11 protein-coding genes are annotated in these 15973 nt (G+C 67.9%); 9 read left to right on the top strand and 2 right to left on the bottom strand.

Features of this window, described 5'->3' with window-relative positions:
• The first annotated feature begins 90 nt into the window (after window positions 1–90).
• The 6 genes from KV203_RS12060 (at window position 91) to rlmN (ending at window position 9794) form a co-directional block, all read left to right on the top strand.
• A complete protein-coding gene (locus KV203_RS12060; protein WP_066467291.1) occupies window positions 91–2871 on the top strand; it encodes a DUF1156 domain-containing protein in 2781 nt (926 codons plus the stop codon).
• On the top strand, window positions 2871–6227 hold the full coding sequence (locus KV203_RS12055; RefSeq protein ID WP_066467289.1) for a DUF499 family protein: 3357 nt from the start codon (window positions 2871–2873) through the stop codon (window positions 6225–6227). The genes KV203_RS12060 and KV203_RS12055 overlap by 1 nt, the downstream gene beginning before the upstream one ends.
• A 103-nt stretch (window positions 6228–6330) precedes the next feature.
• Window positions 6331–7071: a UMP kinase gene (gene pyrH, locus KV203_RS12050; RefSeq protein WP_066467288.1), complete on the top strand. Its 741-nt coding sequence runs from the start codon at window positions 6331–6333 to the stop codon at window positions 7069–7071.
• A 6-nt stretch (window positions 7072–7077) separates the two neighbouring features.
• A complete protein-coding gene (gene frr / locus KV203_RS12045) occupies window positions 7078–7635 on the top strand; it encodes a ribosome recycling factor (protein ID WP_066467287.1) in 558 nt (185 codons plus the stop codon).
• Window positions 7636–7676: 41 nt separating this feature from the next.
• A complete protein-coding gene (locus tag KV203_RS12040; RefSeq protein WP_066467286.1) occupies window positions 7677–8651 on the top strand; it encodes a phosphatidate cytidylyltransferase in 975 nt (324 codons plus the stop codon).
• A gap of 36 nt (window positions 8652–8687) precedes the next feature.
• Complete coding sequence (gene rlmN / locus KV203_RS12035; RefSeq protein WP_066467285.1) at window positions 8688–9794, top strand: dual-specificity RNA methyltransferase RlmN; 1107 nt, start codon at window positions 8688–8690, stop codon at window positions 9792–9794.
• Window positions 9795–9828: 34 nt separating this feature from the next.
• Here the strand turns inward: rlmN and KV203_RS12030 are convergent, their stop codons facing one another.
• A complete protein-coding gene (locus tag KV203_RS12030) occupies window positions 9829–10437 on the bottom strand; it encodes a TetR/AcrR family transcriptional regulator (protein ID WP_066467284.1) in 609 nt (202 codons plus the stop codon).
• Window positions 10438–10520: 83 nt separating this feature from the next.
• On the opposite strand from KV203_RS12030, the gene KV203_RS12025 reads away from it, so the two are divergent.
• From KV203_RS12025 to KV203_RS12015, 3 genes are all read left to right on the top strand, one after another.
• On the top strand, window positions 10521–11660 hold the full coding sequence (locus KV203_RS12025; RefSeq protein ID WP_066467282.1) for an acyl-CoA dehydrogenase family protein: 1140 nt from the start codon (window positions 10521–10523) through the stop codon (window positions 11658–11660).
• Between the two features lie 137 nt (window positions 11661–11797).
• The gene (locus tag KV203_RS12020) at window positions 11798–12997 is read left to right on the top strand and encodes an FIST signal transduction protein (protein ID WP_218820988.1); all 1200 of its coding nucleotides are present in this window, start codon (window positions 11798–11800) and stop codon (window positions 12995–12997) included.
• A 13-nt stretch (window positions 12998–13010) separates the two neighbouring features.
• Entirely contained in the window at window positions 13011–15656 is a 2646-nt protein-coding gene (locus KV203_RS12015; protein ID WP_066475136.1) for a putative bifunctional diguanylate cyclase/phosphodiesterase, read from the top strand.
• A gap of 7 nt (window positions 15657–15663) precedes the next feature.
• Here the strand turns inward: KV203_RS12015 and KV203_RS19665 are convergent, their stop codons facing one another.
• Window positions 15664–15936: a DUF2631 domain-containing protein gene (locus tag KV203_RS19665; protein ID WP_066475134.1), complete on the bottom strand. Its 273-nt coding sequence runs from the start codon at window positions 15934–15936 to the stop codon at window positions 15664–15666.
• Window positions 15937–15973: the final 37 nt, after the last annotated feature.

Raw genomic sequence — 15973 nt, 5'->3', positions numbered from 1 at the left:
TGATCATGCCTTGCGGTGCCCACGCTGCTCTGACGAACAACGCGTTGTGTATGGTCGCCTGTTCTGCTGCCGACTCGAAACGGATATCTGATGGCCCGGCCTGCACAACACGTTGTTCGGCGCAAGCTGATCGAAGTGTCGATCCCGCTGGAGGCGATCAATGCGGAGTCGGCCCGGGAGAAGTCGATCCGGCACGGGCACCCGTCGACGCTGCACCTGTGGTGGGCGCGACGGCCGTTGGCAGCGGCACGAGCCGTGCTGTTCGCACAGCTGGTCGACGATCCCTCCGGGCATCCCGACCGGTTCCCGACCCAAGAAGACGTGATTCTCGAACGCAAGCGATTGCACGCGCTGATCGAACGGCTCGTCGTCTGGGAGAACGCCGGCGACGAAGAGCTGCTGCGCGAGGCGCATGCGGAGATCTTGGCGTCGACCGGCGGCAATCCGCCGCCGATCTTGGATCCGTTCGCCGGCGGTGGCAGCATTCCGCTGGAGGCACAGCGGCTCGGGCTCGAAGCGCACGCCTCGGATCTCAACCCGGTGGCGGTGCTGATCAACAAGGCGTTGATCGAGATCCCGCCCACGTTCGCCGGGTGCCGGCCGGTGTTCCCCGGCGCCGCCGACGAGCAGATCACCAGCTGGCCGAAGGCGACCGGGTTGGCCGAGGACGTGCGCCGGTATGGCCGGTGGATGCGCGACGAAGCGGAGCAGCGCATCGGGCACCTCTACCCGAAGGCGACGCTGCCGGACGGCACGCAGGCGACCGTGATCGCGTGGATCTGGGCCCGGACCGTCACTTGTCCCAACCCCCGCTGCGGCATCGCCATGCCGCTGGTCCGCTCATGGTGGCTGGGGAAGAAGAAGGACAAGGAGGCCTACGTCGTCCCGACGGTGGTCGACGGCAAGGTCCAGTTCGGCATCGGTCATGGACTGGCCGGGGCGCCCAGTGGTGAGAACGACGGCACCGTCGGGCGGACCGGGGCGCGGTGCGTCGGGTGTGGTGCGGCGGTGCCGCTGGAGTACATCCGGGCCGAGGGGCGTGCTGGGCGGATGGGGTCGCAGCTGATGGCGACGGTGGCGGAAGGGGCGCGCACGCGGATCTATTTGCCGCCGAGCGCGGAGCACGAGCTGGCAGCGGAGGTGGCGCGGCCGACGAGTGTTCCGAATGGGGAGCTGCCACACAATCCCCGTGACTTCAAAACACCGAACTATGGGATAACGACCTGGTCCAAACTTTTCACCCCCCGCCAGCTCACCGCCCTCACTACGCTCAGCGACCTCGTCGGCGAGGCCCGGGAGTTGGTGCTCCGCGATGCGCTCGCGGCCGGGATGCTCGAAGGCGCGCGGCTGGACGACGGCGGGCTGGGCGCTGCCGCTTACGCGGATGCGGTGGCGACCTATCTGGGCCTGGCTGTGAGCAAGGTTGCCGACATGAACAATTCGATCGCTCGGTGGAAGTCCACGATGGACCAGGCGATCGCCTTGTTTGCGAGGCAGGCGATTCCGATGGCCTGGGATTACGCGGAGACCATGCCGCTGTCCGGTCGTAGCGCAGGAGGATTCGTCACCAGCATCGGCGGAATCGCTAAGGTCCTCGATAGCGTTCTTCCGCGCCAGCCGGGTTCGGCATCGCAGGCATCGGCTCGTGATCGGCCTGCGGGCACCATGGTGATTTCCACCGACCCGCCGTACTACGACAACATCGGCTACTCCGACCTGTCCGACTTCTTCTACGTGTGGCTTCGGCGATCACTACAGCCGATCCACCCGAGCATCCTCGGCACCATGCTGGTGCCGAAAGCCGACGAGCTGGTGGCCAATCCCTACCGGCACGGCGGTAAGCAGGGTGCGCACGAGTTCTTCGAGAACGGCTTCCGGGAAGTGTTCCGCCGGGCGCGGGAATCGGCGCTCGACGACTTCCCGATCACCGTCTACTACGCCTTCAAACAGAAGGAGTCGGCGCTCGGCGGCCAGCACTCGACCGGCTGGGAAACATTGTTGGAGGGCATGATTCAGTCGGGTTGGGCGATCACCGCGACCTGGCCGATGCGCAGCGAGCTGAGCAACCGGATGCTGTCCCAGGGCACCAACGCGCTCGCCTCCTCGATCGTCCTCGCTCTTCGCCCGCGCCCGGCCGACGCCCCACGCACCGACCGGCGCGGGTTCATCGCGGCGCTCAAAGCGGAACTGCCCGAGGCGCTGCGGGAGCTGCTGCAGGGCGCGATCGCCCCGGTGGATCTGCCGCAGGCCGCGATCGGTCCGGGCATGGCCGTGTTCTCCCGCTACCGCGCTGTGCTGGAGGACGACGGCACCCCGATGCCGGTCCGCACCGCGCTGCAACGGATCAACGAGATCCTGGACGAGGTGCTCGCCGACCAGGAGAGCGAGTTCGATGCCGACACCCGGTTCGCGATCGCCTGGTTTCGTCAGCACGGCTTCGAGCGCGGCGACTACGGCGCCGCCGACGTGCTCGCGCGGGCGCGCAACGCGTCGCTCGACCACCTGGAACGGGCCGGCATTCTCACCAAGAGCCGGGGCGAGGTCGGGCTGATCGCCTACCGCGACATGCCGGACGACTACGACCCCGCCACGGACCTGTCGATCAGCGAGTGGGAGGTGGTCATGCACCTGACCAAGCAGATGACTGGTGGTGGCATCCCGGCCGCTGCGGCCTTGCTCGGGCAGGTGCCGGCGACGATCGATCGCGACCTCTGCAAGGAGCTGGCCACGCTGCTGTTCCACGTGGCCGAGGGTGGCAAGCGAGCCAAGCTCGCCGTCGACTTCAACCAGCTCGGTGCGGCCTGGAACGACATCGCCCGGGCCGCGCCGACCGCGGTGACCGAACGGCCGCTCGACTTGTGGGGGAAGTGATGGCCCAGAGCAACCGAGACCGGGTGGACCGCGCCTTCCAGTTGATCGCCCCGGCGCTGGACACGTTTCTCGATCGGGTGCTCGGTCCGGACCTGCCGCCGGGCACCGACTGGACGGTGCTGCTCGAGGCGAAGGAGAACGCTCCGGGCCGGACATTCAGTCGATTCGATCCGCAGAACAGCCTCAAGGTGATCGCCAACAACGCCACGCACGCGTATCGGCGTGGCTGGTACCCGTTCCGCAAGCACCTGTCTCGCGCCGAGGAGAGCTGGGCCACCGAACTGATCGACGTGCGGAACAAGCACGCGCACCACGACCCGTTCAACGGCGACGACGCCTACCGCGCGCTCGACACCGCCGAGCGGTTCCTGCGCGCGATCGGCGCGCCCACCGGCGCCGACGAGGTCAAGGCCTTGCGGGTCGACCTGCGGCGGGTGTCGCTGGACCAGGAGGATCGCCGGGTCGCCAAGGTGGCCGGCGTGACGACCGTCGGCTCGGACAATCTGCCACCCTGGCGGGAGGTGCTCTCACCCCACCCGGATGTGGCGAGCGGCAACTTCCACGCCGCCGAGTTCGCCGCGAACCTGGCCAACGTCGCGCGCGGGGAGGGCGACCCCGAGTACGCGGACCCGGTCGAATTCTTCCGGCGCACCTATCTGACCGGCGGCCTGCGTGACCTGATCACCCGGATGGCCAAGCGGATGACCGGCGACCGCAACGCCTCACCGGTGATCAACCTGCAGACCAACTTCGGCGGCGGCAAGACGCACTCGATGCTGGCCCTGTGGCACCTCGCCTCCGGCCGCCCGCTGATCGAGTACCCACAGGAGCTTCAAGAGCTGCTCGCCGGCATCGACCTCGATTCCGTCCGGGGTCGGATCCAGCGGGTTGCCCTGGTAGGCAACGATATTCCGCCTGCCGAGCCGCGACTCGAGGCCGGCGGCGTCGAGCTCAACACCTTGTGGGGTCGCCTCGCGTGGGGCCTCGGTGGCGCCGACGCCTACGAGCTCGTCGCCGAATCCGATCGGGCCGGCACCAATCCGGGCAGCACGCTGCGCGAGCTGTTCGAGCTCTACACCCCGGCGATCATCCTGGTCGACGAATGGGTTGCCTACGCCCGACAGCTCTACGACCGGGACAACCTGCCCGCGGGCACGTTCGACACCCAGTTCACCTTCGCCCAGACGCTGACCGAGGCGGCGGCGACGGTCCCGGGCATCCAGGTGGTCATCTCGATCCCGGCGTCCGACGACGCCACCGACGACACCGGCGCCAGCGACGAGGAGGTGGGCGGCGAGTACGGTCGAGAGGCGTTGCGCCGCTTGCAGAACGTAGTCCGCCGGACCGCCGACCAGTGGCGTTCGGCGAATTCGGAGGAGAGCTTCGAGATCGTGCGCAGGCGGCTGTTCGTTCCGCCGGACGGCGGCGCGCTCGGCAAGATCAGCACGACGGCGAATGCCGTGGTCAAGTTCTATCGGCAGCACGAAACCCAGTTCCCGCGGGAGGTCCGCGAGCCGGCCTACATCGATCGGATCAAACGGGCGTACCCGGTGCATCCGGAGCTGTTCGACCGGCTGTACGAGGATTGGTCCACGCTGGACCGATTCCAGCGCACCCGCGGCGTCCTGCGATTGATGAATACGATCGTCGGCGAACTCTGGCGGGCCGGCGACGCGGCGCCGCTGATCCTGCCCGGCACGGTGCCGCTGGACACCGATCCGGTGCTGACCGAGCTGACCGGGTATCTGTCCGATCAGTGGAAGGCGATCATCGACGCGGACGTCGACGGCGCCAACTCCACTCCGGTGCAGGTCGACAACGGCAATCCCGAGCTGTTCGGCAAGCGCCGGGTGGCGCGGCGGCTGGCGCGCACGGTGTTCCTCGGTGCGACCCCGACGCTGGACACCGCGCACAAGGGCGTCGACAAGAGCCGGATCTTCCTCGGCGCGGCTATCCCGGGCGATGTTCCCGGCAACTTCCATGCGGCGCTGGACAACCTGGCGAACACCTCGACCTACCTCTACAGCGACGGGCCACGCTATTGGTTCGACACGCAGGCCAACACGACCCGAGCCGCCCGCGACTACGCCGAGCAACTGCAGGTCGACGACGTGTGGCACGAGATCGAGCAGCGGCTGCGCCAGCATCGCGGCACGTCGGCGGACGGATTCGTGGCGGTGCACGCGGCCCCGTCCGACTCGGGCGACGTCCCGGACACCCAGGAGGCGCGCCTGGTCATCGTGCCGCCCGGGCACCCGCACGACCGCAAACGCAAGGACGACTCCGCCGCGATCGGCTGGGCACGTGCCGTGCTGGAACATCGCGGCAGCGCCGCCCGGGCCTACCGCAACACGCTGTGTTTCCTTGCCGCCGATCACGCCCGGTCGGCCGAGCTGGAGGCGGCGGCGCGGGAGTACCTGGCGTGGAACTACGTCGTGGACAATGTCGTCCCGCTCGATCTGAAGCCGCAGCAGAAGGCGCAGGCGGAGGAGCGCAAGCGGCGCGCCGACGAGACGGTCCGGGCCAGGCTGCTCGACACCTACACCTGGCTGATCTATCCCGAGCAGGGTCCGGACCAGCCGCATCCGGTGCTGTCCGCGATCAAGGCGGAAGGAACGACGCAGAACCTTGCCGAGCGCGCCGCCAAGCGCGCGCGGGAGCAGAACCAACTGGTGCTCACCCGGGCCGCGCGGTTGATCCGGTTCGACCTCGACGAACACCTGTCGTCGATCTGGTTGCGCGACGGGCAGATCAGCGTCGGCGAGCTGTGGACCCTCTACACCACCTACACGTATCTCGCCCGGCTGCGGGATCGCGCGGTGCTCGACGCCGGGGTGCTGTCGGTGGTCGAACAGCTGCTGTGGGAACAGGAGGGATTCGGGATCGCCGACGGCTGGGACGGCGAGCAGTACGTCGGCCTGGTACTGCCGACCGATAACGACGACGTTCCCTACATCACCGACAGCACGCTGCTGATCGAACCGGCACGGGCACGTGCCCAGCGGGATCGGGAGATCGACGAGTACGGCGACGCCGGCAGGGGAGAACCGGACGACGACGCTCCGACGTCCGGTACGGGGTCCGGTCATGGCGGCGGGGGAGAACCCGCCGGTCCGCGCCCGAAAACCCGGTACTTCGGTGTGGCGGCCCTCGACCCGGACCGATACGCCGCCGACTTCTCGAAGATCGCCGGCGAGGTCCTGCAACATCTCGCGGCCCAGCCCGGGGTCGCGCTGGAGGTGCGATTGGAGATCGGCGCGACGGCGCCGGCCGGGTTCGACGACGGCCGGATCCGCACGGTGTCGGAGAACGCGACGACGCTGAAATTCGATCAATCCGGTTTCGAGGAGAGCTGAGGCTCGATCGTCCCGTGCCGGTCGCGGCCGGCCATAGGGCAGGATAGGGAGGCCGCCCGATCCGGGCGCAACGGCGGATACCCAGACCGACCGAGGGAGCCAGATGACCGAGCCGGCCGCAGCCCGCAAGGGTTATTCCAGGGTGCTGCTCAAGCTGGGCGGTGAGATGTTCGGCGGGGGCAAGGTCGGACTCGACCCGGATGTCGTGCAGACGGTGGCCAACCAGATCGCCGCGGTGGTGCGTTCGGGCGTGCAGGTCGCCGTGGTGATCGGGGGCGGCAACTTCTTCCGCGGCGCCGAGCTGTCGGACCGTGGGATGGATCGTTCGCGCTCGGATTACATGGGCATGCTCGGCACCGTGATGAACTCGCTGGCCTTGCAGGATTTCCTGGAACGCGACGGGGTCGACACCCGGGTGCAGACCGCGATCACGATGGGCCAGGTCGCCGAACCGTACCTGCCGCTGCGGGCGAAGCGACATCTGGAGAAGGGGCGGGTGGTCATCTTCGGTGCCGGGATGGGGATGCCGTACTTCTCCACCGACACCACCGCTGCGCAACGCGCCCTGGAAATCGGTGCCGAGGTGGTCCTGATGGCCAAGGCGGTCGACGGGGTGTACAGCGCCGACCCGCGCGTCGACCCGGATGCGACGCTCTTCACCGAGATCACCCACCGGGAAGTGATCGAGCGTGGCTTGCGGGTGGCCGACGCCACCGCGTTCAGCCTGTGTATGGACAACGACATGCCGATGCTGGTGTTCAACCTGCTCACCGAGGGCAACATCGCGCGTGCGGTGTCCGGTGAGCGGATCGGCACCCTGGTGAGCACGGCCAAGGAGGATTGATCGGCGATGATCGATGAAACTCTCTTCGACGCCGAAGAGAAGATGGAAAAGGCGGTCGCGGTCCTCAAGGAGGATCTGGGAGCGATTCGTACCGGTAGGGCCACGCCGTCGATGTTCGCCAAGATCGTCATCGACTATTACGGTGCGCCCACCCCGATCACGCAGATGTCCAGCATGAGCGTGCCGGAACCGCGGATGGTGATCATCAAGCCGTACGAGCCGGCGCAGCTGGGTCCGATCGAGACCGCGATCCGCAATTCCGACCTGGGGGTCAACCCGACGAACAACGGTGACATCCTGCGCGTCACAGTGCCGCAGCTGACCGAGGAACGGCGGCGCGAACTGGTGAAACAGGCCAAGTCCAAGGGCGAAGACGGTAAGGTCTCGATCCGCAACGTGCGGCGCAAGGCGATGGACGAACTCTCGCGAATCCAGAAGGACGGCGAGGCAGGTGAGGACGAGGTCGGCCGTGCGGAGAAAGAGCTCGACAAGACCACGGCCCGGTATGTCGGCGCGGTCGACGAGCTGGTCAAGCACAAGGAATCCGAACTGCTCGAGGTCTAGGTGAAGTGTCAGACAGTCGTTTCGCAGGCTCCGCGCCGGTGATGAGCTGGGCGCGCGCCGATCGGTCCGCCGACGATGAGACCGCCGCGGACGACGCGGTCGGCGAACCTGTCGCCGTAGCGGATTCTGCCGTGATATCCGACTCGGTCGCGACCGCCGAACCCGCCCCGGCGGCCCCCGCGGATCGGAAAGCCGCGCCGTCGCGCGCCGGTCGTAACCTGTCTGCGGCGGTCCTGGTCGGCGGCGGACTCGGCCTGTCGCTGATTGCGATCCTGCTCTTCGCGCCGTTGGTCCTGATCCCGGTGATCGCGGTGGCCATGGCCATTGCCACCTGGGAGGTCACGCGCCGGCTGCGGGAGGCGGACGTCCAGGTCCCCCGAACGCCGCTGCTGGTCGGCGGCCAAGCGGTGGTATGGCTAGCCTGGCCGTTCGGTGCCGTCGGCACTCTCGGTGCGTTTGCCGGCACGGCGCTGGTCTGTATGGTCTGGCGGCTCTTCGATCACGGCCTCGGCAGTCCGCCGAAGAACTATCTGCGCGACACCGCGATCGCGGTGTTCGTTCTCGCCTGGATTCCCCTGCTGGCCTCGTTCGCGATTCTGATGTTGCTCGACGACGACGGCAACATGCAGGTGCTCGCGTTCATGATCGGCGTGGTTTGTTCGGATGTCGGTGGCTACGCGGCCGGGGTGTTGTTCGGCCGGCATCCGATGGCGCCGGCGATCAGTCCGAAAAAATCCTGGGAGGGTTTCGCCGGGTCCTTGCTGGCCGGGATCATCGGCGGGTTGCTGACCGTCACGTTGCTGCTGCGGGCCAATTCGCTGATCGGTATTCCGTTGGGCATCGGTCTGGTTCTGGTCGCCACGGTCGGTGACCTGATCGAGTCGCAGATCAAGCGGGACCTGGGGATCAAGGACATGGGTACGCTGCTGCCCGGGCACGGCGGGATCATGGATCGGCTGGATTCCATGTTGCCGGCAGCGTTCGTCTCCTGGCTGGTGTTCAGCACCCTGTTGTAGTCGGCCGTCCGGCGCGGATGCGACACTGGGTCTGCCATGCCGAGTTCTTTGCCGCTCGTATTCGAAGCACCGCGCCGGGGATTGCCGCCCCGCCATTTTGCCGACCTCGACCTCGACGAACGTCGGCGGGCGATCGCCGAGCTGGGCTTGCCGGCGTTCCGCGCCGACCAGATCGCTCGGCAGTACTACGGGCGACTGCTGGCCGATCCGGCCGAGATGACCGACCTGCCCGCGGCGGTGCGATCCGCGGTGGCGGAGCAGTTGTTCCCGCCGTTGTTGCAGGAGGTCCGCCGGGTCACCTGCGATGCCGGCGAGACGCGCAAGACGCTCTGGCGGGCCGGCGACGGAACCCTCGTCGAGAGCGTGTTGATGCGGTATCCCGATCGCACCACCCTCTGCGTCTCCAGCCAGGCCGGTTGTGGCATGGCCTGCCCGTTCTGCGCTACCGGCCAAGGCGGACTGAACCGGAATCTGTCCACCGCCGAGATCGTGGATCAGGTGCGAGCTGCTGCCGTGGTCGCGCGGGCGGACGACGCCCGGCTGAGCAACGTCGTGTTCATGGGGATGGGGGAGCCGCTGGCCAACTACCGTCGGGTGGTCGCCGCGGTCCGGCGGATCACCGACCCGGTGCCCGGCGGGTTCGGCATCTCGCAGCGCAACGTGGTGGTCTCCACGGTCGGCCTGGCGCCGGCGATCCGGCGACTTGCCGACGAAGGCCTGGCGGTGACGCTGGCGGTCTCGCTGCACACGCCGGACGACGAGCTGCGCGACACCCTGGTGCCGGTGAACAATCGATGGCCGGTGGCCGAGGTGCTCGACGCGGCCGGGTACTACGCCGACCGGACCGGGCGGCGAGTGTCGATCGAGTATGCGCTGATCCGTGACGTCAACGATCAGCCGTGGCGGGCCGACCTACTCGGCACGTTGCTGCACGCCGCGCTGCGGTCGCGGGTACACGTGAACCTGATTCCGCTCAACCCGACGCCCGGCAGCGAGTGGGATGCGAGCCCGAAGCCGGTCGAGCGGGAATTCGTCCGGCGGGTGGTCGCTCGCGGTGTGGCCTGTACGGTGCGCGACACCCGGGGCCGCGAGATCGCGGCCGCTTGTGGCCAGCTGGCCGCGGACGACAGCGATCGCGGGTAACCCCGGGAATCCCGGACCGGCGGTCGAGTGGCGGTCAATCGGTAGCCAGAGCGAGCGTGGCGAGCGTGCGCCAGTCGTCGACGACCTGCCGGCGGCGGCGTTCGTCTCGGCCCAGCATCTCGTCGACGGTCGTCCCCCGGATCAGGTTGACGGTCAGCCAGAACGTCGATTCCAGCCGGTCTCGGGGGGCGGTGTCGCCGATCAGCTCGGTGCAGGTCGACAACAGCTCGATCGTTATCTCGTGCTGACTGCGCAACATGGTGTGGCGTAGCTCGTCGTCGGTGGCAAACGAGCTGTACAGCTCGATCGCGGCTTTGCCCAGGCGGCCCGCAAAAGTGGCGGTGACCAGGCCGATCAGAACCTCCACCGGGGTCGTGTCGGGTGCCAGTTGCCCGATGTGGCGGTGCAGCGACTCGCGCTGACGGACCACGAGATGGTCGATGGCGTGGGCGAAAAGCTCGGTTCGGGTGTGAAAGTGATGGACCTGCGCACCACGGGTCACGCCGGCCCGGGCGGTGATGTCGCTGATCGAGGTGTTGCCGTAGCCGCGATCGGCGAGGCTGTCCAGCGCTGCGTCCAGGAGCAACGCGCGGGTGCGCAGGCTCTTTTCCTGGTGCTTGTTCGGCGGGAGTGCGGCGGTCACCGGTTCATGCTATATCCTCATGTAATTACGTGCTCATATGCACGTAATTACCATCGCAGACAAACGTGAATGGGGTGCGGCGGATGAGCCTGCAATTGACCGATGAGCAGCGCAGCCTGGTCGCGACGGTGCGCGAGTTCGCGGCCCGGGAGTGCGCGAGCCCCGAGCAGCGGCGCGCGCTGACCGCAGACGGGACCACCACCAGCAATTACGACATCGCAAAGAAGCTGGCCGAGTTGGGCTTTCTCGGCCTGTCGCTGCCCGAGGAGTACGGCGGCTCCGGCGGCTCGTTGTTCGAGGCGTGTCTGTTCGTCGAGGAACTCGCCTACGGCCGGATTCCGTTGGCGAGTTATCCGGTCACGCTGATCGTGGCGCACAGCTACGTCAAGTTCGCTACCGCGGAGCTGGCTCGGGAGCTCGTCGGCAAGGTAACCGCCGGCGCGGCGACCGCGATCGCGATGTCGGAGCCGGGCTCGGGTTCCGATGTTGCCGCGTTGACCTGCAAGGCGGAGAAAGTCGACGGTGGCTACCGGATCAACGGGCAGAAGACCTGGATCTCCAACGCGCACAGCGCCGAGGAAATCCTGCTGGTCGCGCGGTCGGCCGACACCGGAGACAAACATCAGGGGATCACGATGTTGTCGGTGCCGACGGCCATCCCGGGCGTCGAGATCCGGCCGATCGCGACGCTGGGTGCCGAGGTCAACGACGTCTACTTCACCGACGCCTTCGTCGGCGCCGACCGCCTGGTCGGCGCCGAGGGGCAGGGGTGGGCGCAGCTGATCTCGGGCCTGAACATCGAGCGGGTGGTGATCGGGGCCCTGGCACTCGGCCAGGCACGCCGCGCTTTCGACGACACACTGCGTTATGTCAAGGAGCGCTCCCAGTTCGGTCGGCCGATCGGTTCGTTCCAGGCTCTGTCGCAACGGCTGGCCGATCTGGCCACCGAGATCGAGGCTACTCGGGTGCTGGTGCACGACGTCGCGCAGCGGGTGGACGAGAACCCGGGCGTGTTGCTCCCGCGCGAGGCGTCGATGGTCAAGCTCAAGGCGACCGAACTCGCCAAGCATGCCGCGCTGGAGGGGGTCCAGATGCTCGGCGGAATGGGGTACACCGAGGAGGCGGGAATGGCGGAGATGCTTCGCATGACGGTGGTCGGCACGATCGTCGGTGGTACCAGCGAAATTCAACGCGACATTATTGCGAAAACCCTCGGTCTGTAACCCGAGTTGGCCCAGATGCTGCGACTCGGTAACAATGGGGTCGCCTGGAAATTTGACCGCGTGCAAGTCTGACGACGTCGGTTAAGGTCCCAGTCGCGATTCTTCCCGGGTCGGGCCGATGTATGGGTGAGGCGCAGATGACAGTTGGGCATGTAGAAGGGACGACGTCGGCGACGGCACGATTGACGGCCGGAGTCGGGCACAGCGAGTTGTCGGATGCACGTTCGGCCGGTGCCGAGGCCACAGCAGCAGCCGTTCGGCAACTCGACACCGCACCCGCGCTGATCTTGGTATATGCGGCTCGCCGATACGACTCGGTCGAGCTCTTGGCCGGCGTGCGGGCCGAGGCGAAGGACGCCGACGTGGTCGGTGCGACCGCCGACGAATTCTTCGCCGACGGCGCGACCTGGCTGAGCGAGAACGCCGCGGTCGCGGTCCTGGCCCTCTCCGCCGGACCGTACCGATTCGGTATCGGGTCCACCGCCGATACCGAAACCGACCAGGCTCGGGTCGCGGCAGCGGTGACCCGGCAGGCACGGGAAAACGCCGGTGGCGGCCTCGGCTACGCGGCAGCACTGGTGCTCGGCGACGACAACAACAGCCGGCATCAGCAGTTGCTCACCGGGGTGCACCAGGTCGCCGGCGCCACCGTCCCGATCGTCGGTGGCGGTTTCGGTGACTACCGCTTGCTCGATCGCACGGCGCTCTATCACAACGACCGGATATTGGAATCCGGGATGGTGGTGGTCTGGATCGAGTCACCGCACCCGCTGACCGTGTCGGTCGCCCACGGCTGGGAGCCGAGCGGGTTGCCGCAATTGATCACAGCGGCCGACGACACCTACGTGGAAGAGATCGAGGGCCGGCCGGCGCTCGAGGTGTTGCACGATCAGTTCCCCGAGCTGGCGCGGGGTTCGGGGGCCGTGGCGGACCCGTCGGCCGCGATGCCCTGGGCTTTCGGGCTCGGGCTGATCGAGCCGGACGGTGCCCAGTTCATCCGCGGTTTCGTCATCGAGGACGGCGAGCGGATGCGAATGCACACCGCGCTGCCGGCATTCGCGGCGATCCAGTTCGTCCGCGCCTCGCCGACCTCCCTCCTGGGCATCAACGAAAAAGTGGTCCGGGAGGCGGTCGGCGACCGCGAGGTGGGTGCGGTGATCGTGTTCAGTTGCGTCGGCCGGCTCCGGGTGCTCGGCGATCGGGCGGCCGAAGAGGCGGAGGGCGTGCACGACGCGGCGGGTGTGCCCAGCTTGGGCATGTTCAGCTACGGCGAGTTCGCTCGCGTCTCCGGGATTACCGGATACCACAATTCCACGGTCGTCGCGTTGGCCCTTTAAACCGGCACCGGCGGTGTCGAACCCCGAATCCCCGGACGAGCTGCGCCAGCTCGCCGATGAGGCGACCAATATGGCTCGGGCGGCGTATCGCGATACCACCCGACTGATCCGGCTGCTGGCGGCAGTCGGCGGATCCTCCTCGCCCGAGGTGTTGATGGGCGACATGCTCGCGGTGTTGTCCGAGGTCTTCGGCGCGGACGTGACGCTGGTTGCGCGTCCGCGCGCCGGCCGGTTGCTCGTCGCCCAGGCGTGCGGGCTCGCCGACAACGACCCGGCCTGGACCGAGGGCTGGCCGCTGGACGAGCACTCGGAGAAGCTGCTGGCCCGGCCGGGCACCGCGGCGACCTCCGGGCTGCCGCCGGTGCTCGCCGAAGTGCGGGCCGAGTCGGCGACGTGGGCGACGATGTCCGGCGAGTCTGGCAATGAGCTGGTTATCGTTTGTCGTTCCGACGGGCGGCCGTTCACCCTGATGGACCGCCAGGTTGTCCTGTCGGTGACCGATCGGCTGCGCTCCGCGCTCGACGTCGCGCGGCACGCCGGCGCGATGGAGCGGCTCGCCCAGTCCAGCCATCGGCTGGTTCGGCAACTGGATCTGTGGGTGCTGCTCGACGAAGGAGTTACCGAACTGCGCGGGCTGTGCAGCGCCGACGACGCCTGGCTGCTCACCGTCGATCCCGACGGCCGACCGGGCGAGCTGCGGACCGGGTCGGGCGCGCACCGGGTGGATCCGGCCGCGGACCCCGTGGGCTGGTCGGAAAACGTCGAGCGAGCAGCGCCGTTCGAGTATCGGGACGGTGAGCTGCACGTGATGTCGTTGCCGATCCTGCGTGGCGAGAAGCCGGTCGCGGTGCTCTACGCCTCCCGATCGGGGCAACCGTTCTCGCCGAGTATCAGCGGGATTGCGGCGATCTTCGCCGGCAACCTCGGCGCGGCGATGGAGAACGCCGAACTCTATCGAGCGCTGGGGGACAGTGAGCGGTCGTTGCGCACGATCACCGACTCGATCAGCGACATGGTCGCCGTGGTCGACGCCGACGGTCGCATCCGGTACGCGTCGCCGTCCTATCGGCGCGGTCTCGGCATCGAACCAGACCGGTTGGTGGGTAGCGACCTGTCCGGTCGGGTCCATACCGACGACGCCGCAGCCGTGCGGTCGGCGGTCGCGGACACCGTCCGCTCGCTCGACGGCACCGGCGATATCAAGGTCGAGTACCGACTGGCCGGGGCGGACGGGTGGTTCTGGGTCGAATCCGCCTTCCGGCAGCCGCTGGACGAGGGCGATTCGGCAGTCGTCTCCACCCGGGTGATCGACGACCGGAAGCGGCTGGAGACCGAGCTGTTGCGCCGGGCCACCCACGACCCGCTGACCGGTCTGGCGAATCGAGCGCTGATCGCGCAGACACTCACCGATGCCCTGGCCCGCACCGACCTGGGCTCCGCGGTCGGCTTGTTGTTCTGTGACCTGGACAAGTTCAAGACGATCAACGATCGGCTCGGCCACGAGTCCGGCGACAGTCTGCTGGCCCAGGTGGCCTATCGGCTGGGATCGATCGTCGGCACCGGCGATCTGCTCGGCCGGTTCGGTGGTGACGAGTTCGTCGTGGTGCTCGCCGAGGTGGCCGATCTCACCGAGGTCACCCGGACCGCCCGGCGTGCGGCGCAGGCGTTGGAAGACCCGTTTCTGCTGAACGGTGAGTTGGTCCGGGTCACCTCCAGCATCGGCGGCGTGGTGGGGGTGCGGGGGCAGAGCACGGTGTCGGTGATGATGCGCGACGCGGATGCGGCGATGTATGCGGCGAAGGCGCGCGGTTCCGGCCTGATCGAGGTGTTCGACGACGATGCCTCGCACCGCTCGCTGGATCTGCTCGATCTCCGGTTCGAGCTCGCCTTCGCGTTGGAGCGCAGGCAGCTGAAAGTGCAGTACCAGCCGATCTGCGACCTGGCCACCGGCGAATTGCTCGGCTTCGAAGCGCTCGCCCGGTGGCATCATCCGCTGCGCGGAAACGTGCCGCCGGGAGTGTTCATTCCGCTCGCCGAGGAATCCGGCGCCATCCTGGAGATCGGTGCATGGGTGCTCGACCAAGCCTGCGCCCAGTTGGCCCGATGGCAGCAACTGCCCGGCGGTGCCGGACTGCGGATGAATGTCAATATCTCACCGGCCCAGCTGGACGACCGGCGGCGGGCGCAGCAGCTGCTCGGCACGATCGCGACCTATGGGGTCGACCCGTCAGACGTCTGTCTGGAGGTCACCGAGTACAACTACGTCCGGGCGGCGGCGACCGAATCGGCCAACGAGCTCCGGGCGGCCGGGGTCCGATTCGCGCTCGACGATTTCGGCACCTCCTACGCCAGTATGAGCCGACTCAAACTCTTTCCGATCGGCACGATCAAGATCGACCGAGGTTTCGTGGCCGGGATGGTGACCGACGCGGTCGACCGCAGCGTCGTCGTCGGCGTGCTGGCGATCGGCGAGTCGCTACGCCTGTCGGTCGTCGCCGAAGGGGTCGAGACGGTGCAACAACAACAGGCACTGCTGGGTCTGGGTTGCCGCCAGGCGCAGGGCTATCTGTTTGCGCCGCCGCTCGACCCGGACGGCGCCGAGCAAGCCGTGCTGCGGGGCAGGTGTGGCGCCGGCGTCGCCAACCCGGTCGGCGGGTAGCCGCCGGTCAGCGCTGTTTGCCGCCGGTCACCATCCCCCGGACCAGAATCCCGGCGAGGACCACGGCAAACCCGATCAGGAACAGATCTTCCACCCGGCCGGCGTGGTTGCCGATCGTCATGGCCAGCAGGGCCACCACGACGAACCAGCCGGCGCGGGTGAACGCCTTGGGGGATTCACCGCTCCAGCCCCACGCCGCGGACGGGACCTCGGCTGCGGTGATCGGGTTGAGCTTCGGTTCGACCCGGTCCTGGGTGCGTTCGACTGCGGTTCCGGTCACGTCCGCTCCTTCGGCTTGCTGACTGCTCTTGGCCCAG

The sequence above is a fragment of the Skermania piniformis genome (assembly GCF_019285775.1).
GTDB classification, from domain to species: Bacteria; Actinomycetota; Actinomycetes; order Mycobacteriales; family Mycobacteriaceae; genus Skermania; species Skermania pinensis.
The sequence above is the reverse complement of the archived record's forward strand: the minus strand, read 5'-3'. Positions and strand labels throughout refer to the sequence as shown.